The organism is Flavonifractor sp. An52 (assembly GCF_002159385.1).
Taxonomy (GTDB): Bacteria; Bacillota; Clostridia; order Oscillospirales; family Oscillospiraceae; genus Flavonifractor; species Flavonifractor avicola.
Genome location: NZ_NFIB01000021.1, coordinates 1 through 24173, shown reverse-complemented (window position 1 = coordinate 24173; position 24173 = coordinate 1). Strand labels below are relative to the sequence as shown.

Sequence of the window (24173 nt, the reverse complement as noted above, 5' to 3'; positions counted from 1 at the left end):
AAACAGCTAAATCCCTAACCCATCCCTAACGGGGAAATATTGTGCTTTTGGGTATGGAACTGCCCATCATCATGTTGCTTTAATAGTAGTTACATGATAGCATAAGGACAAGACTGTCATATTATGCCGATAGCCTGTACAGGATTCCCACTTGTATAGACTATTAGGAGCGTTTTGCGAGGAGTTTCACTATGGATGCACATAAAGCAATTATCACCAATATCTTCAATAACTCTACGCTCATAGAAGTCCCCTTCTTTCAACGGTCCTATGTTTGGAAAGAGGATCTTTGGGCCCGGATGATTGAAGATATGGAGTATATCGCCAAGACAAATAAACCCCACTTCTTTGGATCTATCATTCTGAAGGAAGGCCGCAGGCCACAGCTTGGGGAGAATTTTACTGACTGCCGAACGATTGTAGATGGACAACAGCGCCTGACAACTTTTCTTCTCTTTATGAAAGTCCTGTGCTTGAAACTCGGCCAGCAGACAACTTTCGATTGTCAGTTTAGAATTATGGGGCAGTCGATTGCTTTGCGCCACGGAAAAAATGATATTGAAGCCTTCGAACAAGTGATGGCTTCCACATCTATAGCCAAAATAGATAATCCTGCACCTCATTCCAGAATCATTGAAGCGTACAACTACTTTATAGACCATATCGACGAAAATAAACTCAATATTATGACGGTCATGATGAATGCCCAATTTGTGCGCATTGATTTGAATGCGGATGAGGATGAACAGCAAATTTTTAATACGATCAATTCTCTCGGTGTTAATCTAACGACCTCGGAGTTGCTGAAAAACTACTTTTTCAGCAGAGATACCATTAGCGAATACGAAGCAAAATGGGCCTCTGTTTTTGAGAAAGATGATGATGCAAAAATTTATTGGGATACCGAGATTGAAACCGGCCGCATGAAGCGTGCTATTATTGATATCTTTTTTGATTCCTTTTTTCAGATTTTCATTCAAGACAAGCGGTATAATATTAGCAACGACGATAAGATCATGTACGCCAGAGTGGATAGTTTGGCAAAGTCTTATCAGCATTTTATAGACCATTATTGTGGTGGGGACAAAAGCGTTATTATCAGCCAAATGAGGGATTACGCTATCTGTTTTAGAAGCACATTTAGGCCAGATATCTGCGAAGTAAGTGTTCCGAGTACATCCAGCATCGAACGTCTAAATGTAGTAATCTTTGGATTGAAAACATCCACGCTTATCCCTTATACGCTGTATATCGCAAAGAATGTACATGATGAGGAAGAACGAAGAACCATGTATGGTATTCTTGAAGGATATATCATGCGCAGAATGGTTGTTCACGCACTAACCAAAAACTATAACAACCTATTTACCTCCCTGATCCACAACGAAGTTTTAGAGCCTGCCTCGTTGGTAGCTAAACTCCTCAGCGGTAACGATGCAACAACATATATTCCAACCGATGAAGATCTGCTGGATGGATTCCAAAAGTCCAAACTGACAAACCTTCAAACCAGAGGCATCCTTTACCTCATCGAAAGCTATATCCGCCCTGCAAATAGTGCGACCTTGCTTCTTGGTTTTAACGGATATAGTTTGGAGCACCTCATGCCAAAGAAATGGAGAAACCACTGGCCCGCCTGCACTTCAGACGAGATCGCCAAGCAAAGAGATTCGAAGTTGCTTACATTAGGGAATCTTGCAATCATTCCTCAAGCGCTTAACGCATCAATACGAGATAGTGATTGGGCTACAAAAAGGTCCGGAAAAGGTGCCAATAAACCAGGGCTTGAGGTCTGTGCCAAGGGATTGGTTACCTTAAACGCTGTTCTATCAGAAGATGAATGGACAGAGGAAAAAATCGAAGCCAGAGCTAAATGGCTGTATGACATAGCTAAAAGCCTTTGGAACATTTAAGCTTAACAGCAAAGCATAGCGCCAAAGAGACTTCTTCAAATTATGTGTAAACCTCCTGAGTGGTGTAAAATAGAAGCATCACACAGGAGGTTATACATATGGCCAGAAAGAATCGCACGCCGGAAGAAAAAGCCCGGCGGGAGAAAATCCGTGAACTGCTGCAGATGGCGAACATCGGCAGCATGGAAGACATCCAGAGCTTGTTCAAAGAGACCATAGCCGAATTCATGGAGAACGGCCTGGAGGCGGAACTGGATGACGAGCTGGGCTACAGCAAGTATGACTATAAAAATAAGGACACGGATAACAGCCGCAATGGGCACAGCAGTAAGACGCTGCGTACGAGCTTTGGCGATGTAGAAGTATCCGTGCCTCGGGACCGGAAAGGCGAGTTTGAGCCGCAGGTGCTGAAAAAGAACCAGACCAGCATCAGCCAGGATATCGAGGAAAAGATCCTGTCGATGTATGCCAAGGGGATGACCACCGGAGATATTGAGACCCATATTCAGGATATCTACGGTATTTCGGTCTCGGACAGCACGGTCAGCCGGATCACGGACAAGATCCTGCCTGTGGCCAAAGAGTGGCAGCAGCGGCCTTTGGAGTCCATCTACGCCGTGGTATTTTTGGATGCCATCCACTACCATGTCCGCAGCGAGGGGCAGATCGTAAAGAAAGCGGTGTATATTGCCATAGGCATTGATCTGGATGGCCGGAAAGATGTACTGGGCATGTGGGTAGGCGAAAATGAGAGCGCCAAGTTCTGGGCGACCGTGCTTAACGGCCTGCGGAACCGTGGTGTGGAGGATATTTTCATCGCCTGCACGGATAACCTTGCCGGATTTGATGCGGCTATCCATGCAACCTTTCCTCAAACCGAAATTCAGAACTGCATCATCCATCAGCTGCGTAATTCCAGCAAGTATGTGTCCTACAAGGACTTGAAGGCGCTCATGGCCGATCTGAAAGCAGTTTATGCCGCCGTAGATGAGCAGGCGGCACTGGATGCTCTGGATACCTTCGGGGAGCACTGGGACCGGAAATATCCGAAAATCTCCCGGTCCTGGCGGGACAACTGGGCAAACCTGAGCACCTATTTCAAGTACCCTCAGGAGGTGCGGCGGCTGATTTATACCACCAACGCCATTGAGGGTTTCAACCGCCAGCTGCGCAAGGTGACCAAAGCCAAATCCGTATTTCCCACCGATGACAGCCTGCTGAAAATGCTGTATCTGGCCATGATGGATATCACGAAGAAGTGGACCGGACGGCGGCAGGACTGGAGTGTGATTCACGCCCAGATGGCTGTCTACTTCGCCGAGCGCATGCCTGAGTAACGCCGGTTCAGATCGATGGCTGAGGGGATATGATAGCTCCGCCTTGACATCCCGTCCCACTGGCGTTATGTTGTAAACAAGGCGGCAGCCGTTTTACCCGTCTGCCGCCCATGATAAATTTCACTCTATTTGCACCGCTTTTGGCGGTTACACAGAATTTGGGATTGCCCCGCGCCAAAGAGTGGTAACACTCCCCTTGGCGCTATACTTATTTTTCACCCCACTCTCTCGAGCGGAATCACCTTGCACCGGCCCTCCTCCTGCGGGTCGGGCGGCTCGTGGCCCGGCTTGGCCATGTCCGTTTCCAGGAAGCCGCCGGTATTCTCTGCCGCTCCTGGCCGCGTGTCTACGCTGCGTAGGTTGTGGAGCCGCACTCCTCCTGTTATAATCTCGATAAAATCTTTGTACAGGAGACCAAACGCATGAACTTATATGTCACCGGCAACACCATCAAGCAGCTGCGGGAGCAGAAAAAGATGACGCAGGCAGAACTTGCAGACAAGATCGATGTCAGCAGCAAGACCATTTCCAAGTGGGAGACCGCCAAGGGTCTGCCGGATATCTCGCTCCTCGAGCCGCTTTCCGCCGCCCTGGGTGTCTCCGTCATGGAACTCATGAAGGGCGATGCTGTCATCAATCAAAACAGATCCGCCAATCTGCTTCGCTCCAAGCTGTACGTCTGCCCCATCTGCGGCAACGTGATCCACACCCTGGGGGATACGGTCATCAGCTGCTGTGGTGTGTCTCTTCCGGCTTTGGAGGCCGAGGCACCGGACGAACACCACGAAATCCAGATCGAGCCGGTAGAAGATGAGCACTTCATCACCGTCCATCACCCCATGACAAAATCCCACTACATTTCCTTTTTGGCCTATGTGACATCCGAAAAGTTTCAGATGATCAAGCTGTACCCGGAAGGAAACGCAGAGTGCCGTTTTCGTCTCCGGGGTCGAGGATACCTGTATTGCTACTGCAATCGCCATGGATTGATGGTGAAGCAGATCCAATAACCAGGTGCGATAAACACGAAGCGCAGTCAGAGTGCATCCGCAGGGGATGCACTCTGACTGTTCATATCGGGGCTCCCTTTCATCCCACTCTCTCGAACGGGATCACCTTGCACCGGCTCTCCTCCGGCGGGTCGGGCGGCTCGGGGTCCAGCTTGGCTGTGGCCGTTTCCATGAAGCCGCCGATCTTCTCCGCCGCGCCCCTCTGCATCTCGTTGGTGATGTGCGTATAGGTGTCGAGGGTGAACCCGGCGCTGAAGTGGCCCAGCATACTGGACAGGGTCTTCGCGTCCACGCCGCTGGAGAGGGCCATGGTGGCGAAAGTGTGCCTGAGATCGTGGAAGCGCACGTGTTCCTCGATGCCGGCCATTTCCAGCAGCTTGCGGTTGATCCTGGACACCGCGTCCGGGCTCCAGTAGCCGCCGGTGCGGGGCGACGGGAACAGGATGGGGTTGTCGGGATGCTGTTCGTGCTCCCGCACCAGGATATCCACCGCCTGCTGGGACAGTGCCACCCTGCGGATGGAGTTCTTGGTCTTCGGCTCGGTCACCACCAGCTCCCCGTCGATGCGGGTGACCTGCTTGCTCACCGAGAGGATGCGGTCCTTCACATTCAGGTCATCCCACAGCAGCGCCAGCAGCTCCCCGCGCCGCAGGCCGCTGGACAGCTCCAGGAAGAACATGGGCAGGACACCGTACTTCTCCGCCTCGCGGAGATATACCCCCAGCTTCTCCGGCGGGATGATGGTCATCTCCCGGTGCTCCTTGCGCGGGATGCGGCAGTTGTCGCAGGGGTTGTAGGGGATGATCCGCTCCTTGACCGCCTGCTTGAGCGCCGAGGACAGCACCATGTGGATGCGGCGCACCGTACTGCCGGACAGAGCCGCGTTGGTCTGCGTATCAAACCGCTGTACCCGCCCCTTGGCCTTGGAATTGTTGTACATCTGCTGGATCTGGATGGCGGTGAGCCGCTTGAGCTTGACCATCCCGATGGCCGGCACGATGTGGTTCTCGATGATATTCCTGTAGTTCTTGGCGGTGTTGGGGCGGATCACCGGCTTGCTGTAGGTCTCGAACCACAGCCTGCACCACTCCGCCACGGTGTAGTCCTCGTTGTGGTCCATCGGGATGCCCCGGTTGTCCCGGATGGCCCGGTCCAGCTTTTCCTTGCACTCGGCCCGCGTCTTGGCGGACACGCTTTTCTGGACGGCGCGGCCTGTGGCGGGGTCGATCCCCAGGGTGTATCTGCCCTCCCAGCGGCCGTTGGGCTTTCTGCGGATGCTGCCCTCGCCGTTTGCTCGTTTCTTTGCCATTGGTTGTCCCTCCTTTTGCGACTCGCTAAGAGCCTCGTTTCACTCGGTTGCTCGCATGCATTGCGCCTGTGGGCGCTTACGGCAACACAAACAAATACCACAGAATCCCGGAAATAGCTACTAAAATATTTCCGTCTTTTGAGCCGCCTGCTCCTCGATCCACGCCATGAACTTATCCCGGGGGACGATGATGCGGCTGCCCAGGGTGATGGTGGGGAAATCCTTCCGGTGGGCCACCTCGTAGGCGTGGGCCAGGCCGATGCCCAGCACATCGGCCACATCCTGCACGGTCAGCATCAGGGGAAGCTCGTTGAACGAGTTATACTTGGATCGTTTCATCGGATTCCTTTCTACCCTTCCTGCGGAAGGGATTTTATTCTTTGTTTGGGGGCGCATTTTTTGCGCCGCTCATCCGAAACCTGTTAAAAAGTGCAACGCACTTTTTATAGCACCGCAGGTGCGTCAGGTTTCGCATGAGACGGCGCAGCGTGCATAAGCACGATGCGAGTGTGCGCAGCACACGTGCTTTCTGCTGATCAGCAGAAAGCAGTATTACATGGTCATTTGCGGCCACTGTTCCTCATGGTCGTCCGGCTTGTGGCCCTGGGCTATCTTCTTCTCCCGCAGCTTTCTGAGCCGCTTGCGGTCGATCTGGATGCCGCCGGGGCGGGACTCGGGCAGAGAGTTGTCCTGGAACACCCGGCTCATGTGGTAGAGCAGCCGGGTCACTGCCAGCATCACGTCGGGCGGGCGCTGTTCCTCCCTGTGATCCAGAAGGTACCGGGCGTATTCGTTCCCCTGCTCCGCCGACCGGGTCAGCCATTGAACGGCCTGCTCCTCATCCCGGGGAACTTCCTTTCCCGTGAGGTACAGCTTGCCCAGCAGGTACTGGGCATAGGGGTTGTCTTGCTCGGCAGAACGGGTGAACCACTCCACCGCGCCCGCCGTGTTCTGCTTTGTGATCTCTCCGCGAAGCAGCTCTTTGCCCAACCGGTACATGGCCCAGCGGTTTCCGCCTTCCGCGGCGGTGCGCAGCCAGTCCATGCCCCGCGCGGTGTCCCGCACCTCCAGATCGTCCGAGAGGTACAGTTTGGCCAGAGCGTACTGCGCCGCCAGATGCCCCTGCCGGGCGGCCTGCTCAAACCAATACCGGGCTTCCACACCATCGGGGATCAGCAGAGGACCGTCTCTCCAGAGCTTGCCCAGCAGGTATTGGGAGTAGCGGTTGCCGCCCTTCGCCAGCTTCTCCAGTTCCGATACCGCGCCGCTCCGCTCCTCCAGCGTCAGCTCTTCATTTCGGATGATCTCTTGCAGCGTCCAGTAATTGTAGGACGCATTCCGGAACTGCTCCGGCTCGTCCCGCTGGCCCATGTCCTGGTCCTCGAAGGTGATTTGGCCCAGACGCAGCCGCTCCGCTTCCCGGATGACGGCGTTTTTGATCTGCCGGAACTCCTTTTCCTTGGACAGCGGGAGCCGCTCCCGGGGCGTGTCGTGGTAGTAGCCATCCACCTTTCCCTGGAGCAGGAGCCACTGGTCGTAGCACTGGCGCACGATGGGAAGCCGCTCCATCTGATCCACGATCTCATCCACCAGCCCCTTGAGCCGCTTGGGAAGGTAGCCGTAGGACTTCTTGCCCTTGACCGTCCCCAGCTGCATTGCCAGCTCCTGCATGAGCCGCTCGGCCTCCGGGTGGTCGCACAGGCCGGCCTGGATCGCCTGCACCAGCTCCAGCATGGCCCGCCGCGCCTGCCGCACCAGCTCGTCCCGGGACTCCGACTTCTGCTCGTAGAGGTGGAGCATCTCGTCCCGGAAGATGTCGTTGGTCAGCCTGGATTTGATCTGGCGGATGCCCTCTTTGGTGAGATAGGCCTGTCCGGGTTTGGCCGACCAGGCCATCATGTGGACGTGCGGATGCTCGCCCTCGTCGTGGAAGGCCGCGTACCAGCGGAAGTCTGCGGGCGGTATTTTCATCGCCGCCGCAATCTCGTTGCGGTGGGCGCGGATGAGATTTTTCCACGCCGCGGCGTTGTCGAAGCCCAGACGCGCCGCGTCCTCCCGCTTGAGGGAGAGGATGTGCGTCCATACATTTCCGGTGTACTGCTCCAGTTCCTCCATCGCCTTTTCCAGCGACACGCCGTCGCTGTCGCCGAACAGACCGTGGGAACCCAGCCGCTCCGCCCGGGGCCGGGTGGCGATATACTTCAGATACTGCTCCGACTGACGGAGCGCGTCCCAGTTGGATTCCAGTGCCAGCGTGAGGAAGGCAGAGGCCGCCGCCTTGGTGGGCTTGGCCTGGTAGCTCGCATACTCATAGAGGGTTTTGGTGTCCGGGAAGTCCTTCACCAGCTTGGCGATGAGCTGCTCCTGCTTGCGGGTGGGTGGACGGTCATCCGGCAGGATCTCTACCCGCTCCCGGGTTGCGATGTAGCGCAGGTAGCCCGCCGCGCCGCCGGTGCTCTTGATATAGGGGCTTTTCAAGATCAGTCTTGCCATTGGTCACCATCCCAGTTCGGCTCCCCGGCGGCGCGCGCCCGCTTCTCCAGCGAGATAAGACCGTTGGTGGTTTTCACATTCCGAACGCTCTCCGCCCGCCTGCGTTTCAGATCGTCCCGGTCGATCTCCATCGCGTCCGCGATGATCCCGATGATTATATCCAGCTCCACCTCCCGGGTGTACTCCCGCCTGGCGATGAGATCCTCCAGCCGGCCCAGCCTGCCGTCCAGCACAGCCAGGAGCGCCGTGGGCAGCAGAGACTGCGCATCCTGCATCTCCAGATAGTCCACATAAAAGTTGACGGCCTTTTCCACAAACTCGTTTTTGCTCCGGCAGTTGTCCGCGGCATACCACTGCTCCAGCCTGCGGCTGGTCTCCGGCTTCATCCGCAGCGGGAGCCGCTCTTTTGTTTCGTTACCCATAAAAATCCTCCTTTCATCCAAACAGACATCGGCAAAAAGCCTGCAACACGGGGCTTTGTGGGAAAGCTGACGCCAATGGCCCTTTTTTCGACCGTCCAAGACGCCAGCTTTCGCACCCCCGAAACTGCCCGCACTGCGGGCAGAAGTGACCGCCCAGGCGGCGCTTGCGGCGCCAGGGTTTTATCCTGCTTTTTCCTCCGTCCCCGCGTTTTCCTCCACTCCCGGAAGCGATTCAGGAGCCAGCTCTGGAAACGCCTTCGAAAGCGGCCCAAATCCGCCCTCCACGCCCGAGGGGGTATCCACCCCCGCAGGCTCCCCCAAAGGCGCACACAGGGCGTTCTGGTGGCTTCTGCGGGCGGATTCCGCCAGCCGCTCCGCCGCCCTCTGACGGGCGGCGTCCTCGTCCAACTGCCGGAACTGCCGCTCGTAGAACAATTCCATCGCCGCCTGGATGGGGCGGATGGTGTAGAGCAGGTTTCCGTTGAGCGGCCTGCCGTCCTTGCTCCGTATCATGGTCGGCTCGGTGTGGATGAGACCTTTCTCCTCCAGGCTGCGCACATACTTGCTGACCGTGTTTTCGCACATGCCCAGCGCCTTGCCGATGGTTTTGTAGCTGGGCCAGCACTGATAGGTTTCTCTGTTCTCGATGCTCAGCAGGTAGCAGTAGATCGAGATCTCCGGGTGACTGAGACCGATGTGAAACACTTCGTTGGGAACCAGAAAATAGTTTTTGCGGGGATCGCGTTTGGGCCACTGTTGAAACTTCATTTTGCACCACCTTTCTTTTTCATCTCCACAGAACGGATTTCTCTTTGAGCGCCGCCGCGCAGAGCGGCGGCGGCAGACCGGCACAGATTCAAATGTTCACCGCATCCATCCTCCTTTCTCACACAAAATAAAACGCTCCCGCAAAATTTGTGGGAGCAGTGTCTATATTTCTTTTTTCACTTCTCTGTGATAGAATGAGACCATCCGGAGGTGAGATGATGGGCCAGAGCAAATACCGTATTTTTGAACTGTCCGCCCGGGCAGTGATGAGTTATGCCGCGCAGGAAAACGGGCAGTGGCACTTTGCCCTTGACCGGGCGGCGACGGAAAAGTGCAAGCGGGTTTCCGCCCTTCACGAGCAGGACGGCAACGCGCTGTTCTTTCAGATCATGTGCGTCGTGCAGGGAGATGACTTTTCCGAGCCGACAGACGACCGGCCCATCGAAGGATTATCCGATGTGATTTTTTACATGGACTTCTCCGGGATCTTCGACCGCAGCAGCACACTGCCCCGCCAGCAGATCCGCCAGGAGAAGGCCCGGGATATGTTCCGCCCGGAGGGCGTGTGCCTGGATCTGGGATCGGGGATGCACCGCTATCTCGCCTTCGAGCGCTCGGGCAGCATGAGCCGCCAGAGCAAGCTGTCCTTTCTCCGGGAGGATGTGTACGATCAGGTGCGCCGCCGCATCCAGATGGACATGACCATCGGCGACTGTCAGCTCAGCAAGCTCTACGCCTACAACGGCCTGATGCTTTCCAGCGGCACACGGCTGGACGGGATCGACCTTGACAACCCCCACCGTGTCATCGTGGTGGACAACCCCGTGGTGATGACCAGGGGCGTCCCGGTCGTCACGGTGGAAGACGACGGCACCCAGAACAGCACCCGGAAGTATCACCGGGTGGAGCGCCGGATGGACATTCCCATTACCTGCTTTGACGGAGAAGGGCTTATCTCCAAGCAGTACGCCAAGGTCATCGACCGGGCGCTCTGCGGCGCTGTCGTCCACACTTCTTTTCAGATCCGTCTGCCCTACATCAAGGGGATGGTGCATCAGGTGGACTTCCAGGAGATTCTGGATCTGTGCGGCCAGACCGTGATTCGGGACAGCTGGGGGCAGGAGCACAACGTCAAGGACGTGGACATCATTCTCACCAAGAGTATGTTCAAGGGTTTTGGCTGGCTGAAGGACAGCGGGATGACCTGGGCAGACTATTGGGACGCATTCCGGCGCTACCGCCACGCTCTGTACATCACCAACGTGAGCAAGGTAAAGCCGGAGACCCACACCGAACTGAACTACCAGTTTTTGAACACGGTATCCATCCGGGAGGAGGAGTTCCGCCCCCGGGATCTGCCCGACGGCTGGGATCACAGCCCGGAAGAGGACGAGCGGAACTGGCTCACCAAGCAGACCGAGGTAGCCTACTACAATTTTTGCGCCAACAGGACCTTCCAGCAGGAATACTTTCTGCAGCGGATGAACCGCTGGGGCATTCTGCCCTTTCGCAAAAACCGGGAGCATCTGCTGGGAGAGATCCTGCGCAAAAATCCGCGCATGATCGGCGAACCGATCTACCAGCAGGAGCTGGCCGGCAGGGCGAAACAGATTTTGAAGAACTACTCTCTGGGGCGGCTGATCGTGGCCGGGGACAACCGCTATCTCTCCGGCGATCTGATGGACTTTTTAAGCTATCTGCTGGAAACGCTTCCTCAGAAGAAGCGGAACAAGGCTTTTAATGATGTGACCAAAAGCTTACGATTCAAAACCAGTGCCTTCTACGCTCCCGGCGCGGCCTATCAGCACAGAGACACCTGCACCCTGCTGCGCAATCCCCATATTGCGAGAAATGAGGAACTGCAGCTCTCCTCCTACGACGCCAAGAAAGAAAAGCGGCAGATGCGGCATTTCTATTTCCGGCATCTCACCGATCTGGTCATGGTGGACTCCACCATGCTGGCGGCGGAGCGGCTGGGCGGCGCGGACTATGACGGGGATATGGTCAAGACCATCGCCGACCCCATTTTGAACGAGTGCGTCCGCCGAAACTATGAGGCATCGCGTGGTAGCGCGGACGACGCGCTTTCCAACGAGGCCAACATCCCGCTACTGATGATCCCATCCGCAACACCCCTGATCCGCAGCGCAGAGGATTGGGAAGCCCGGTTTGAAGTGGTGCGGGGCACCTTCTCCTCCCGGGTGGGACAGATCTGCAACGCCGCGTTGGATCGCAGCATCATCGCCTACAATGAAAACTCAGACGCAGAGGAGCGCAAACGCCTTCAGAACGAAACCGAAGTGCTGGCCATTCTGACCGGGCTGGAGATCGACTCGGCCAAGAGCGGCATCCGCCCGGATCTGGATGAGTATCTGAAAAAGCGGCGGGTGCGGCGGACACCTTTCCTCCAGTATAAAAATCTGGTGGAGGACGCTGAGGAGACACGCCGGGCCTGGTATGAGGAGACCCACCAGCAGCGCATCAAAGCCTTTTTCAAAAAAATCGACTGGGACAAGGTAGACTCCAATCTGGAGCGCCTGCCGTATCTGGCCCTTCAGCTGAAAAAGCATACGCCGGCCGCCAGAGCCAAGCCCGCCAAGGATCACGAGCTCTTCACCTTTGCCCAGCAGCCCGATTGGAAGGAACATCTCGACGGGGAAATTTTAGAGCAGATCTCCGCCCTGCTGCGTGACTATGCAGCCTGCCTGTCCCGCATCCGGGCCTGCCGGGTGGAGCCCAGTGAAAAGAAACGAAAGAGCGACATCGCCCGCATCCTCTTTGCCCGCGGGCAGGAGGAGCTTTGGGACACCGATGAGCTGTACGCCCAGCTGGGGAGCCTGCCTCCGGAGCGGGTGGCGGAGATCTGGACGGCGCTGAATGAGGCCAGGTGGCAGTTCCTGCGGGAAGATGAACGGATGCAGTTCCTCCTCACCTGGCTGCCGGAGTTTGAACCGCTCTTTGACCTGTTTTCTGATTTCCGCAGCGGTGGATATCGGGTTTTGAGCGACCTGCTCTTTGATATCCAGCAGGAGAATGAACAGCAGAAAAAGCGACAGCTGCACCGCCCCGGAGACTCAGCGACATTTGATGAGCTGATGGATGCGTATCTCAGCAAGCGGAATTCCCAGCATTACCGGGAGGCGGTATCCGCCCGGTGCCGCCAGCTGATGAACAGGATCGTTCGTCCGCAGACTGCGGTGCGCTATATAGAGGCCCTGGGCAAGCGGAATCTGCTGTGGGATCTGCTGCTGGATGCACTCGAGCCCAATGTGTTGGAGGTGCGCCATGCTGAATGAATGGCAGGAGTTTTTAGACTATACGGAGCCGGTGGCATATCGGGCTTCCGGCAAAAAGGACACCGCCTGGCTGGGGCGGTTCACCTTCGAGGCCCTGCGGGACTTCAGCGGCATGAACCGCATTTTGACCATCCTGGCCCGCGGCTTTTTATTTCACGCTCCGGACGGCCCCCTGTTGCCCGGCGATCCGAGGGATAAGATCGGTTTTGCTTACGACGGCCTGTGCGCCTGGTGCAGCATTCCGGAGCGCCGCGGCGCGCTCCATGAGGAGTGGCAGCACCGCACCGATTTCGCGCCGCTCCACGAGCAGTTCCCCAAGCTGGTGGACGAGGAGGGCTGGGGCTGGTTCAGCCGCCACTTTCACAGGGCCATGCAGTTTGCTCTGGCGCACCCGGACTTGGTCCATAAGAACTATGCGGCTTCCGCCGGGAAGCTGGACAAGCGGTTTGACCATGAGTGGCGCAGCAAAGTGCTTCAGTATCAGACGGAGCGCCTTTCCACCCTGACAGAGGGTGCGTGGACGATCCGCTTTGACGATATGATCGCCGACGCCCTGGAGCTGGGCCCCCTGCGCTGCACGGAGCCGGAGCTGCCGGCGGAGCTGGCAGAACGGCTTGAGCAGGTACGCCCTGAGAAAATGCCTTCCAATATCCTGCCCACCCTGGTGGCCTACTATCTGGCCAACCGCCCGGAGGACAGCGACTGGGTGGTGCTCCCTGTAACCAATTTTGACTGCTACTTCGGCAACACCAACTTCGGCCGGAAATATCTGAACCAGTTCCCCCAGGAGGTCATCGAGCGAAGCAACAGTTTCGGCATCAGCCGCTACCGGGTCAGGGAGGAATACCTGCCGAAATAAGCGACGGGACTGGCCTGTGCGGCCAGTCCCGTATTTCTTTGTTTAGGCGGCGCATACTTTGTGCCGCTTGTGTCCTCTGCCTGCCTCACGGCTCTGTTTCATAGGGCCAGGTGTTGATGCCGCCGAATTCGTAGATGTTGGTGTAGCCCAGCTCGGCCAGCGTGGAGGAGGCGGTCTTGCTGCGGTTTCCACTGCGGCAGTAGACCAGCACCGTGGAATCCTTCTCAGGGATCACCTCGGCGGCGGTCGTTTCGTCAATACTGCCCACCGGCAACAGCACTGCGCCGGGAATGTGGCCGCTGTCGTACTCGTCCTGCTCCCGCACATCCAGGATGATGACCTCCTGGGTGTCCATCATCTCTTTTGCCTCTTCCTGGGTGATCTGCTGGTAGGCATCGCCTGCGGCAGTCCCGCCGCATCCGGTCAGCAGGAAAAGGGCAAGCAGGAAAGGAATGATTCGTTTCATTTGAGTTCCTCCAAAAGTCCGGTGGCAAAGGCCTTGTGGCCCTGCTCCGTGAAGTGTACGCCGTCATAGGCCAAGGGGATGTCCCACTTCCCGGCATCGGCAAAGCGGGTACCCAGCTGCTCCGCCAGGGTTTGGCAGAGCCGGGCGAAGGTGCAGGAGTCATCAATGAGCTGTGGGCTGGGGACCCACTCGCCCAAAGCCATTGGCGGCGGTGCGACCAGCAGGATCTTGTTTCGGTCCAGGGAAATGCCATAGAGAAAACGCTCCAGCCGCTCGGCAGCCTGCTCCGGGCTTCGCCCCTGGAGCAGGTCGTTGGTCCCAAGCATGACGATCAGCAGATCGGTGTCAGCAGGGAAGGCTGGGACAGTGGCTGGAATCTCCCGGCCGTTCTGCCCCATGTTGAAGATCGTCCATCCGTTCTCCACGGCCAGAATATCCACCCACCGGCAGTCCGCGTCATAACGTCCGCCGAAATAGCCCCGGGGGTCATAGCCATAGGTATTCGAGTCGCCAAAGCAGATAATGTCCATTTTGTCACGTTCCCATCTTGATTCACCATGAAACATTGCAGTATCCAAGCAGTAAACCGTTTTATCATAGGGATTGCCAGCGTACATTTTTAAATGCCAAAGAACATGGAACCATTCAAAATACTGTGCCACTTCGGAACATTTGCTGACCAATCTGCTCAGCAGTCGCTTTGAAATCTATTTCTCCTTTGTCGGCCTTGTGTTGATACCAAGAAGTTCCTCTTCCAACTGCACCAATGTCTTGTGTACCACACTTTTCTTAAGCTCACATTCCCATATCGTAACTACTCTCCACCCCATAGCGGCAAGAAGTTCGAAATTCTTTTTGTCACGACGAACATTGCCTTCTATTTTCTTTTTCCAAAAGTCAGCGTTGTCTTTTGGCCATACAAAATACTTACAGCCTTCATGTGCATGCCAAAAACAGCCATTCACAAAAATTACAGTTTTATATTTTGGCAGAACAATATCCGGTTTTCCTGGAAGCCTGGCATCATTTTTCCTGTATCGAAAACCTTTCGAAAACAGGTATTTTCTAACCAATTCTTCCGGTTTTGTATTTTTACTGCGAATTCGAGACATATTGTATCTGCGTTGTTCCGGCGTATGCACATCTGCCATGACATGTCACTCCTTTGCCAAGAGGAATTAACGGGCCAAGCATTGCTTAATGGGGCCAGCTCTCTTCTCTGGCCTTTTCTAATACTTGTAAAATACGACCACACTGCTTTTCGCTCGGAAATTTTCCACTCTCCATTGAAATCGCTGCTTTGAGAAAAGAAATCTCCTGTGGGTTAAAAATACGATTTTGAATTCCCCACGTAAGCAGTGCTTTCCAGTTCTCGATACCGTATTCCGCTACCTGAATCATAGCAGATGCACTGTTCTCCTGTTTCTGCTCTTGGCGGGCGCTTTTCTTCGCTTCAGCATCTTCTTCGGAACTGACCAGCTCCTTTTTGAAGTTGGCACTAAGCGGGAGTGAAATAGTCTTTGCTTTTTTCCAGCACGCCTCACGCTTGGCCCATTCCGTAACATTCTGCACTTCTCTATTCGGGGAAACCAGATGATAGTACATTGCCTCTGCAATTTTTCCCAGTTCCATTTCGGTGGCGTGTGATACATTCTGCTGGTTCCAGACTGTCTTGAAATCGAACGCACAATCCGGACACTCCGTTCCGATTCGATAGAATAAATACGCCAGCGTATAGGCTACAACCTGTGCCTTATAACCCATCTCATACCACGAAGCGTGCTTTACAATGTAATCGACCTTTTTGTACATGATATTCAGACACACAATCTGTCGGAAGAACCTCTCGTTGAAGGCCGCCTCGTCCTTGTCCCATGCTGCACTGGTCCATTCTGCAAACTGGATAAAGTTCTTCTGGGCGCCGGTACTGACCTGATGTGGAAGCTGGCGATAAGTGTTATAAAATTTTGCCAAATCGGTTTTTGTAAACATTTGCGCCTTAGGATGCTGGATAAGAAACTTATCTTTCTCGGCCTTGGTCATACGGCTCTGTTCCTGCTTATACTGGCCACGGGTCCGTTCGTAATACCAGTAAGTTCCGTACTGATTACCCATAACTGCAGGTGCAAGAACTCTTCGGGAGAAATCTTCCATTCTGACATGAAACGCATGGTTAGAGAAAAAGTCAGCATCACTGACTTTGTTCTGCTTATTAGCGTATTTTGCAATATTCGGAATCAACACCATTGCCTTTTCCGGAGTAACCACAGATAATTTCATGGGGACATAGATATCCCGCAGTCCGTTTGCACGGTCCTTATCGTTTATAATTGCTGCAGCCAAAGAAGCAGTAGTCTGCCCACCGTTGACAATCTGAAGAGATGTGATTTTCGTGATATATGTGCAACCGCTACCGGTTTCCACTTCCACCGCATAAGCCGTCGCCGCAATACCGTTATTATATGCAAAAAACATACTGGGTTCGTTCAGGATAGTATTTCGAATCCCCTTATTGATTTTGCCTTTTGCAGACAGGAAGGAACGCACATTTCCTTCCAGTAAACGGCCTCCATATGTGTTATACAGGTAGGCCAATATGTAGCCCGGAATATTGCACAGGTACGCTGTATATTCTTCGTTGGAGCCAGCCTGCAGGCAGGGGATGCCGTTTTCCGAGAACTCTCTCAGATCTATAATAATATCCTCTTTACCTGTTTTGGATGCATACAGGCTTTGCAAACGTGCAATATCCCAGATATGGTATTCAGCAACAGCGTCACCAATTTTGGTGCTGGGTATCTCACGAATACGGCTGCTCATTGCCATATCGGTTAGAAGGTAAAATTTATACTTCGCAACATTGGCATACCGCTTTTGAATGTCTATTGCCAGACCATACCCCGGAGAACTTTCTTCGGCATATTTTTGTATAAATCCAGACTTTGACTCCTCTACAAAAGCTCTGGCCCGATTAAAATGTACCTCTGCATCCTTGGCGGTTAAAGACTGAATTTCGATGCTGTCGGAGAAGGGGCAAGCGACAATGATGAGACAGTTTTCCAGCTCGCTGTAGTAGTAACCGTCAATCAGGATTCTTCTGTTCCGGGAACCAACACCTTCATAAGCCAGTTGCTCAAAATCCTCAAACTCTTCCGCTTCAACCAGTGTACCGGAATACATCGCCAGAAACTCTTCCCGGGGAGATGTTCCGTTGATGGATGCGTTGAGATGTATCTCATCCAATATTCCATTTCTGAATTCCTTGATATCCACGGATTCACTCCTTCCTGTAAGAATCAATGGCAGCAATCGACAGGGAATATTTTGCTTCAGTTATACTTTGGGGCAAATTGGTTCGCCGGATACACGGGAAATCGGTAGATACCGCATATCTGGCTGTTCCCTTAATTTCAAATGTGTATTCTTCTCCCTCGTATTCAGGTCTGGGATAGTACCCATAATGTAACAGCATTGTGGACAACTGCTCTCTGGCGTCATCATCGGAAAGCGTTGCAAGCAATTCTTTATACAGCGTGTTCAGATTGACTGCATCCGTATTGGTCACACTGGTTTTATCCGCTCTGATAACTATTAGTTCTCCCGGTTTTACACAGTCCAACTGTTCGATTGAAGATATAGTAACTTCAGCTCTGCTGCTTGACACCGTCTTGACCTCATACCAGGTATCATCAATTATGTAGTCCTGCGGCAAATGCCTGGGACCGGTCCAGGACAGAGCAGCTTCTTTTGCGCCATATCGGGGGCAGAGGAAAACCTTCAGGAAATACATTTCCCCCAGAAGACCTTTTATTTCTTTCGGGGAAAGTATGCCGCCAGGGGTATTTGCCAGCATTTCCCGCCACTCTTTATATCGTTTTCCCACAAATCTGGCGGCTTTCTCTTTACTCGTGATACAGGAAGAAGAACAGATAATATCCTCACAAAACAGGACAAACATATCGCTATAGCTGTCATCAATAAGAGAAAAAGAAAGAGACCACTTTTTATCAGGACGTCTGCCGGATTTGACCAGAATCATGCGGGACGATGTAACCTTCATTGGCGGGTATTCGCTAATCAACAGCAAGGTCCATCTGGCCGCGGCATCAATTCCAACGTACAAATCCAGCAAATGTGTGCTGTTGACACGCTGATACGTGTCCAGATGATCGATCGCGCCAAATATTGTCTTTATATCAGCCATAATCAATCCTCCGGGATAGTCTCGTCGATTTCATCGAAATCATCCGCACTATCAGCGCCAAAGATTTCCATCCACTTCTGCTTATTCACTTTATACCTCAGACTGATTCGCTCCATGCCCTTAATGGCCGGAACGCCAATGCTAAGACCAATAATCGGGAAGTCCACAGCATCGATAATATCCTGCTTGGCTTTTTTCTGTTCGTCTGCTTCATTATCTTTAGGCGGAGTCAGTTTCACAGGATATATAACCAACAGAGGGTTGCGCTTGATGCCAGATTTAAAATAAAAGTTTTCACTGAAAGATTTTCCGTTCCCACCATGCCCGGCTTCCATGTCGTCAACCTGTTTTTGTGTCATGCCACCTTTGGCCAGATCCTTACTGCCAAGTCGGGAGTTTTTGCCAGACATTTGCAGGGATTTGGTATCTTTACGGTAAGCAAAGCTACGCACCACCGGATGGATGTTCAAGCCAGCAAACTGTATCGAGGGGTTATTGATGGTTGTACCGCCAGCGATTAGGACATCCCATATATCGAAGACCCCTGTTTCATCTTCATTAAACATATCAAGTATTTTAGGAGTGTCAAATCCCGTCGCTGTATTCATCGTGTGAGCAGAGAATCCTTGCAGAAAATCTATAACAGCTTCTTTTTTTACCCCAAGAATCTGCGGATGTTTTACCGCGAGTTCTGGTGAACCTTGATGAATTGTATAGGCTTTTCTCAAGCGCAAAAGGAAATCCGTGGTTGCTTCAAAATTCCGTCGAAGAACATCCACAGTGCTGTGAACATATTTGGTTTCCACAACCTCGCCACTGAAGTTTACAACAGTTTCATAATCTCTGGCAGACCGCATTTTATTCCGGGCTGTCACCAGAAGGCCCTGAATATCCGATCGTACAGCCAAACCGAAGTCTGTAGGAGTCATATCCTCGTTCTGCATACGTTTCACTTCCGCACGCAGTTCATCGGTTGCGGTGGAAATATAGCTGTACCATGCCATGGACAGTTCAGGCATCCAGATTTTGCATAAATCCTGATAATTATTCCGATAGCCAAACCAGCGGCCCATCTGCATCAATGTGTCGTACATGGAAGAATTGCGGTAGAAATAACTGGTGCAGAGACCTTCCAGGGTAAGGCCTCTGGACAGGCTGAGTCCGCCAACCGCAATTAGTCTTAAACCAATATCGTCGGGAGCTTTTTCATAACGCTCATAGTCCAGATTTTTGGGCGCATTACCGCCGTTGATAGTGCGTACCTCTATGCGGGAAATGGCTGGATACAAAACTTCCTGGATCTGTTCCCATGTATAATGCTTTAGTTTTGCGAAATCCGGATTTGAAGCAAACTGCTTGAAATATTTATCATAGACTTTCTTAATAAAGTTGAAGGAATCGTACTGAAGTGCCTCGCTTCCCGTCAAATAATAGTTGCGTATCTCACGCTTCCAGTCACGGACAAAGCTGTCAACAACTTTGGTTATCTGGTTTTGCACTGCAATAAAGCGGGAAATATTGATCATCATGGTGCGGTGGGTCTTTTTGTCACCACGCAAATCACGTACAGCATTTGCAATAAAGAATGCTGCCAGTGCTTCTTTCAGACTCTCAGGAATGAATTGCAATACATCTTCCTTTCGGTGGACAATAGGAAGGGCATATTCACAATCATCGTTGGATTCCAGCATATATCCACAGGGAGCATCTTCACCAAAAATACTGCGTGCACCGATGTAATTGTCCGGTGCTTCAAGAGCGTAAATGAAATCCCGGGGAAACAAATCGTGTTTCAGCATCTCCTCTTCAGAGTCGGGATCAATAAACACATTGGCATAGGGTGTGGCAGTAAAGCCGACATAATTGGCCCGTTCAAAAAGTGCCAGCAGCTTTCGAATACCCTTGTTAATAGCCGTAACATCGTCTGCCTTGGTGTTAACGGAAGCATTGTCAGCCTCGTCATCAATCAGCAACATAGGCAAATCAATTTTTTTGGTTATGGGGTTGATATTATAGAATCTAAGCCAATGCTCCAGCTTTTCCAGGACACTCTTGTTCTTTTTCAGGACAAAAATTACTGGTGCGCTGATACCTGATAACTGTCCGACTACCTTTTTGGCAGTGGCTGCATTGAAGTCACTTGAGGTGGACGTAACCGCCCAACCGCTGGTAGTTGGATCAATGGCACCCACACCAACCTGAACACGCCCCTTCTCAAGAGTAAATGCATAGCTGTCCAGCCCAATAAATCCTTCGTCAATACGTTGTTGGGTCTGCCGGCGCAATTTTTCAATTGTGCCGGTAAGGAGAATAATAACCCGGTAATGGGCATCAGCTGCCTTATTGACCAAACCAATATAGGTAGAGGTCTTACCGGACTGCACATCACCAATACACAGTCCCCGCCGCATAAATCCATCCGTCTGATTAGGATTCCCCAGCAAATCCATAATTTCATCCGTTGTCTTGTCCAGCTCATTAATGGTATCGCCATTCCAATGTTTTTCCCTCAGGAGATACAGCCGGTAGCGATCCCAGAATTTAGACGAATTTTCCGCCTTTGCCGCCATGTACCATGGAGCATGATTGTTTTCCTTAACATAATGGCCCCGATCAATTCTGACAAAAAGTGCAGCATGGAGCGCATTAATTACTTCCTGCCGCTCTTCGGGAGTCATTTGGGGTGTACCATACATCCTGGCGTTCATGCTATCGTTTATGTCCACCAGATTGGAAATCATTTCTTCTGTAACAGGGATCGTGCTGGCACTCATATTCAGCAGTATGGTGCCGATAATATTCTTCTGATTATCCGTCATTACCATATACCTCTCTGATCTGTGATACCACATCCGGATACTTTAGAAAGAAGTCCATCTTATCCATAGTTTTCAGGAATGCTGCCACATCGCCACCTATGCTCTCGATTTGGTGAACCATCTGCTCTGCCATACCGTATACTTCATTCGTTTCCAATGAGCCTTCTGTAACATTGGCTTCACTCTTGGCCATTCTGTAATATACGTCGGAATACGGGAAGGCGTCCTCAATCATTTTAATAAATGCCTCCAAGATGGCCCCACCGCCTTCATTCAGGTTTGCTTCAAGTATCTGGATAACCGGGAGTTGACGATTAATTTGATACTGGAGTCGGCCTCGATCATCAATGGGATTCCAAACATGAACGAGATTATCCGTCTGTACATTTCTGCCGCGGTATTTGTATACCCGTTCGCTGCGTCCCACTGTATTTTCAACAATATCTACCAGATTCTTTTTGATAAAATGAGGAAGGGAAGCCCGAGATTTTTTGATGTCAATTTCCCAAATATGATCCAAAGAGTTTGGGATATCCACTCGTACCCGTGCCAGTTTTCCCAGTTCATTATGCTTGATTAACCGGAACCAAGTTCCCCAAATAATCAGGCGTTTATTTCTGTATATGTAGAATCCCTGCTTCTGCCGCAATTCCTCTTTACCACCAATGGCCGCAATATCCTGCTTAGACAATTTGCTAATGTAGGGCAGTACATACGGTTTTACACGGATCTCTTCCGCTGCAACTCTCAGCACCTGCTCACTCAGCGGCTGTGTTGCAGGGTGCTTTGTTAAGAATGGATCAATACCCTTTACCGCTTCACCATTGAAATATATAGACAGTCGATTTTTGGGATTTTCATCGTTTAAAAAACGGTGAAATACGAGAGATACATGTTTCCTGGTCAGCTCGATTTTTTCATCAAAGGCCTTTTGCACTTTGGATGCTGCCTGCTTAAGGCGATCAAATCCCTCCCAGATAACAGCTGTGCCAGATTTCTTTAGCCTCAGGTACTGATATCCCGGAAGATTTTCGATCTCGTTTTCAGAAAAGAACTGAAGAGACCAGTTTTCTTGTTGAATTATGTAGTCAAGGTTCCAGCATGCCGCACATATAACTTCATCTCTTTTGGTGAGTACAGTTACCTTTCTGCACTGAGACAAAGATGCCATTTTTAGGCCAAGGCCGAATCGTCCCAAGTCATCCTTCCTGCGCACCTCTGTGGAACTCTGGCTACCATAGCGCATAGCGTTCTCAAGTTCCTGTGGCGTCATACCCCATCCGTCATCCTCAATACACAGCCATTGCGGGTCTTTGGATGAGAAACACACATGCACTTCTGTTGCAGATGCACTGATGCTGTTATCAATTATGTCTGCAACCGCAGCTTCAAAGGAGTAGCCAATGGACCGTGTCGATTCTACCAGGATTGGTGCATATGGCATGACTATTTTCTCTTTCATAAACTCACCTCATAACTGTGTGTCTGCTATCTTTGAGGCCCACAAGGAATACCAATTCACAGAGTCCAAAAGTTACGCAACGCTTTGGCTACACTATATGCCAAGCACACCGGAACTGCATTCCCTATTTGTTTATAAGCTAAAGTGCGCGAGGGTTTCCCAGTGACGGATTCAAAATAATAGTTGTCCGGAAATGTCTGAATTCTTGCTGCTTCTCTGGGAGTTAGAGACCTGTTTTGTTTAATATCCGGGTGAATATAGTAATGCCCATCACGGCAAATATGCGCAACCACCGTCTGAGTGTATGGAAGATTTCCTGCAACGACTTTGAATCTGTCCAAAAAGCACTTGGTGTTGTTATGAGTGCGTAATCTTTCCGGCAGATCTGTATAGGCGATTCTTTCTTTCTTTTTATTCCAAGTTTCTACAACTATCCGATAGATTTCCAAATCCTGCTCCGTATGAGGACGCGCCTGATGGAATGTAACTGGTTCCAGATCATATTCCTTGATCCCAGACTTATAGAGATATTTTCCCGAATATGGTTTGGTCGGCACAGGTGTAATGACACCTTCGCCAGCTTTTATTGCTGGCAAATCGCAAAATAATTCTCCAGCTTTATGTTTGTTCTCGATTATTGGGATTTCCGGATAAAAGCCTTCATGTCCGCCTCGTTTCCCAATCAAAATGATTCTTTTCCTGTTTTGCAGAACCCCATAGTCTGATGCATTCAAAGTGCGAAATTCTGTGGAATAGCCATAGTCTTTAAATAGCTTGCGCATATTCTCAAAGTGCAGCGTGCCATCTTCGTCTTTGGCAGATAGTAACCCAACCACGTTTTCAAACACGAAATATTCAGGCTCATAACGCCTTAAAAATTCTGCGTACAATTTATAGAGATAGCTACGTTTATCACCAATCATCTTACTTTCAGAGCGTGATCTTCCTGCAAGGGAATATGCTTGGCAAGGCGGGCCACCAACAATCAAATCCAAATGTTTGCCGTTTAGCATGGCATCAATCTCTGAGAAAATAGCCGGCAGAGTTTCTTCGGAAATTTCATAGTTTAAAACCGAATTAAGGATGGGCTTGGGTATTTTTTCGTAGAATTCTTCACGAGAAATTTCTCCGTTGAGATATTGAGTATATATATTCAACTTATTGTTTCGCTTCAGCCAATGGTACGCCATACGGGTCTTAAGACTATAGCTTGCAGCCACATCCATTTCCACATGAGCTATAGGTTCGAAGCCCGCGCGGATAAAGCCTTCAGACAGGCCACCCGCACCAGCGAATAAATCAAGATATTTGGGCATAGTTGTCAATCCTCTTCTGAGTGCTAATATAATCTTAAAAGTTTATCTGTCCTATAAACTGGACAACATCAGTCTCTACATTTTGTTTCAGGCACAATCTCCATAATATCCTCGATACCGCAATCCAGTGCCGTGCAAATCTTCAGGAGGATCTCTGTGGAAACATGACCATTCCGCCCCATTTTAGTAACGGATGCCGGGCTGATGCCAGCCTTTTCGCATAAGTCTTTCTTCTTCATATCCTTATCAATGAGCAACTTCCAGAGCTTTTTATAACTGACAGCCATAAAATATCTCCTCCATACTGATATATGAAAAATGCTCTGCCGTCTGGCAGAGCATTCGGTCTACTGCAGCCATACTGCCAATGCACATCCCAACCTCAATTGAAAAACTAACTTCCGGTTGGGTGGCCAGTCATGCGGAAGTTAATCTTGCAAAAAGGTACCTGGAAGTAACTCTTACAAACATTTTCCAAGACATTGACATGCTCCCAACG

At 51.7% G+C, this 24173-nt stretch carries 19 protein-coding genes; 5 read left to right on the top strand and 14 right to left on the bottom strand.

Going from position 1 to position 24173, the window contains the following annotated elements:
• The first annotated feature begins 191 nt into the window (after positions 1–191).
• From B5G06_RS09285 to B5G06_RS09275, 3 genes are all read left to right on the top strand, one after another.
• Positions 192–1913: a DUF262 domain-containing protein gene (locus B5G06_RS09285; protein WP_087188802.1), complete on the top strand. Its 1722-nt coding sequence runs from the start codon at positions 192–194 to the stop codon at positions 1911–1913.
• Between the two features lie 98 nt (positions 1914–2011).
• Positions 2012–3250, top strand: coding sequence for an IS256 family transposase (locus B5G06_RS09280; protein ID WP_087188801.1), 1239 nt, complete (start codon positions 2012–2014; stop codon positions 3248–3250).
• Between the two features lie 422 nt (positions 3251–3672).
• Entirely contained in the window at positions 3673–4260 is a 588-nt protein-coding gene (locus B5G06_RS09275) for a helix-turn-helix domain-containing protein (RefSeq protein WP_087188800.1), read from the top strand.
• A gap of 79 nt (positions 4261–4339) precedes the next feature.
• Here B5G06_RS09275 and B5G06_RS09270 read toward each other — a convergent pair whose 3' ends face one another.
• The 5 genes from B5G06_RS09270 to B5G06_RS09250 form a co-directional block, all read right to left on the bottom strand.
• Complete coding sequence (locus B5G06_RS09270) at positions 4340–5569, bottom strand: tyrosine-type recombinase/integrase (RefSeq protein WP_087188799.1); 1230 nt, start codon at positions 5567–5569, stop codon at positions 4340–4342.
• Positions 5570–5689: 120 nt separating this feature from the next.
• The gene (locus B5G06_RS09265; protein ID WP_087188798.1) at positions 5690–5908 is read right to left on the bottom strand and encodes a helix-turn-helix domain-containing protein; all 219 of its coding nucleotides are present in this window, start codon (positions 5906–5908) and stop codon (positions 5690–5692) included.
• Between the two features lie 213 nt (positions 5909–6121).
• Positions 6122–8062 carry a MobP3 family relaxase gene (mobP3, locus tag B5G06_RS09260; protein WP_087188797.1) on the bottom strand — a complete coding sequence of 647 codons (1941 nt, stop codon included), beginning with the start codon at positions 8060–8062 and terminating at the stop codon, positions 6122–6124.
• Positions 8050–8484 carry a hypothetical protein gene (locus tag B5G06_RS09255; protein WP_087188796.1) on the bottom strand — a complete coding sequence of 145 codons (435 nt, stop codon included), beginning with the start codon at positions 8482–8484 and terminating at the stop codon, positions 8050–8052. The genes mobP3 and B5G06_RS09255 overlap by 13 nt, the downstream gene beginning before the upstream one ends.
• Positions 8485–8664: 180 nt before the next feature.
• Positions 8665–9252, bottom strand: a complete 588-nt coding sequence (locus B5G06_RS09250; RefSeq protein WP_242955430.1) for a helix-turn-helix domain-containing protein — start codon at positions 9250–9252, stop codon at positions 8665–8667.
• A 218-nt stretch (positions 9253–9470) separates the two neighbouring features.
• Between B5G06_RS09250 and B5G06_RS09245 the strand changes: the two genes are divergently transcribed.
• Together B5G06_RS09245 and B5G06_RS09240 are read left to right on the top strand one after the other, a co-directional pair.
• Positions 9471–12548: an RNA dependent RNA polymerase gene (locus tag B5G06_RS09245; RefSeq protein WP_242955428.1), complete on the top strand. Its 3078-nt coding sequence runs from the start codon at positions 9471–9473 to the stop codon at positions 12546–12548.
• On the top strand, positions 12538–13407 hold the full coding sequence (locus B5G06_RS09240; protein ID WP_087188795.1) for a hypothetical protein: 870 nt from the start codon (positions 12538–12540) through the stop codon (positions 13405–13407). Before B5G06_RS09245 ends, B5G06_RS09240 begins: the two co-directional genes overlap by 11 nt.
• Before the next feature lie 85 nt (positions 13408–13492).
• On the opposite strand, the gene B5G06_RS09235 is transcribed toward B5G06_RS09240, so the two are convergent.
• From B5G06_RS09235 to B5G06_RS09195, 9 genes are all read right to left on the bottom strand, one after another.
• Positions 13493–13873 carry a rhodanese-like domain-containing protein gene (locus tag B5G06_RS09235; protein WP_087188794.1) on the bottom strand — a complete coding sequence of 127 codons (381 nt, stop codon included), beginning with the start codon at positions 13871–13873 and terminating at the stop codon, positions 13493–13495.
• The gene (locus B5G06_RS09230; protein ID WP_087188793.1) at positions 13870–14403 is read right to left on the bottom strand and encodes a GDSL-type esterase/lipase family protein; all 534 of its coding nucleotides are present in this window, start codon (positions 14401–14403) and stop codon (positions 13870–13872) included. Before B5G06_RS09230 ends, B5G06_RS09235 begins: the two co-directional genes overlap by 4 nt.
• Before the next feature lie 177 nt (positions 14404–14580).
• Positions 14581–15024 (bottom strand): very short patch repair endonuclease, encoded by a 444-nt coding sequence (locus tag B5G06_RS09225; protein ID WP_087188792.1) that lies wholly within the window; start codon positions 15022–15024, stop codon positions 14581–14583.
• Between the two features lie 46 nt (positions 15025–15070).
• Positions 15071–17146 carry an AIPR family protein gene (locus tag B5G06_RS09220; protein WP_087188791.1) on the bottom strand — a complete coding sequence of 692 codons (2076 nt, stop codon included), beginning with the start codon at positions 17144–17146 and terminating at the stop codon, positions 15071–15073.
• A 4-nt stretch (positions 17147–17150) separates the two neighbouring features.
• On the bottom strand, positions 17151–18077 hold the full coding sequence (locus B5G06_RS09215) for a PD-(D/E)XK motif protein (protein WP_087188790.1): 927 nt from the start codon (positions 18075–18077) through the stop codon (positions 17151–17153).
• Between the two features lie 2 nt (positions 18078–18079).
• Positions 18080–20896 (bottom strand): Z1 domain-containing protein, encoded by a 2817-nt coding sequence (locus tag B5G06_RS09210; protein WP_158094687.1) that lies wholly within the window; start codon positions 20894–20896, stop codon positions 18080–18082.
• Positions 20886–22358 carry an ATP-binding protein gene (locus B5G06_RS09205; RefSeq protein WP_087188788.1) on the bottom strand — a complete coding sequence of 491 codons (1473 nt, stop codon included), beginning with the start codon at positions 22356–22358 and terminating at the stop codon, positions 20886–20888. Before B5G06_RS09205 ends, B5G06_RS09210 begins: the two co-directional genes overlap by 11 nt.
• Positions 22359–22414: 56 nt before the next feature.
• Entirely contained in the window at positions 22415–23674 is a 1260-nt protein-coding gene (locus B5G06_RS09200) for a DNA cytosine methyltransferase (RefSeq protein ID WP_087188787.1), read from the bottom strand.
• Positions 23675–23742: 68 nt separating this feature from the next.
• Positions 23743–23961: a helix-turn-helix domain-containing protein gene (locus tag B5G06_RS09195; protein WP_087188786.1), complete on the bottom strand. Its 219-nt coding sequence runs from the start codon at positions 23959–23961 to the stop codon at positions 23743–23745.
• Positions 23962–24173: the final 212 nt, after the last annotated feature.

What these genes read in the sequence shown, in the direction of transcription:
- B5G06_RS09240 (WP_087188795.1), top strand. Translation starts at nt 12,538, where the DNA reads ATGCTGAATGAATGGCAGGAGTTTTTAGACTATACGGAGCCGGTGGCA.
- B5G06_RS09225 (WP_087188792.1), bottom strand. Translation starts at nt 15,024, where the DNA reads ATGGCAGATGTGCATACGCCGGAACAACGCAGATACAATATGTCTCGA.
- B5G06_RS09275 (WP_087188800.1), top strand. Translation starts at nt 3,673, where the DNA reads ATGAACTTATATGTCACCGGCAACACCATCAAGCAGCTGCGGGAGCAG.
- B5G06_RS09235 (WP_087188794.1), bottom strand. Translation starts at nt 13,873, where the DNA reads ATGAAACGAATCATTCCTTTCCTGCTTGCCCTTTTCCTGCTGACCGGA.
- B5G06_RS09245 (WP_242955428.1), top strand. Translation starts at nt 9,471, where the DNA reads ATGGGCCAGAGCAAATACCGTATTTTTGAACTGTCCGCCCGGGCAGTG.
- B5G06_RS09200 (WP_087188787.1), bottom strand. Translation starts at nt 23,674, where the DNA reads ATGCCCAAATATCTTGATTTATTCGCTGGTGCGGGTGGCCTGTCTGAA.
- B5G06_RS09210 (WP_158094687.1), bottom strand. Translation starts at nt 20,896, where the DNA reads ATGACGGATAATCAGAAGAATATTATCGGCACCATACTGCTGAATATG.
- B5G06_RS09215 (WP_087188790.1), bottom strand. Translation starts at nt 18,077, where the DNA reads ATGGCTGATATAAAGACAATATTTGGCGCGATCGATCATCTGGACACG.
- B5G06_RS09230 (WP_087188793.1), bottom strand. Translation starts at nt 14,403, where the DNA reads ATGGACATTATCTGCTTTGGCGACTCGAATACCTATGGCTATGACCCC.
- B5G06_RS09265 (WP_087188798.1), bottom strand. Translation starts at nt 5,908, where the DNA reads ATGAAACGATCCAAGTATAACTCGTTCAACGAGCTTCCCCTGATGCTG.
- B5G06_RS09270 (WP_087188799.1), bottom strand. Translation starts at nt 5,569, where the DNA reads ATGGCAAAGAAACGAGCAAACGGCGAGGGCAGCATCCGCAGAAAGCCC.
- B5G06_RS09280 (WP_087188801.1), top strand. Translation starts at nt 2,012, where the DNA reads ATGGCCAGAAAGAATCGCACGCCGGAAGAAAAAGCCCGGCGGGAGAAA.
- mobP3 (WP_087188797.1), bottom strand. Translation starts at nt 8,062, where the DNA reads ATGGCAAGACTGATCTTGAAAAGCCCCTATATCAAGAGCACCGGCGGC.
- B5G06_RS09285 (WP_087188802.1), top strand. Translation starts at nt 192, where the DNA reads ATGGATGCACATAAAGCAATTATCACCAATATCTTCAATAACTCTACG.
- B5G06_RS09195 (WP_087188786.1), bottom strand. Translation starts at nt 23,961, where the DNA reads ATGGCTGTCAGTTATAAAAAGCTCTGGAAGTTGCTCATTGATAAGGAT.
- B5G06_RS09250 (WP_242955430.1), bottom strand. Translation starts at nt 9,252, where the DNA reads ATGAAGTTTCAACAGTGGCCCAAACGCGATCCCCGCAAAAACTATTTT.
- B5G06_RS09255 (WP_087188796.1), bottom strand. Translation starts at nt 8,484, where the DNA reads ATGGGTAACGAAACAAAAGAGCGGCTCCCGCTGCGGATGAAGCCGGAG.
- B5G06_RS09205 (WP_087188788.1), bottom strand. Translation starts at nt 22,358, where the DNA reads ATGAAAGAGAAAATAGTCATGCCATATGCACCAATCCTGGTAGAATCG.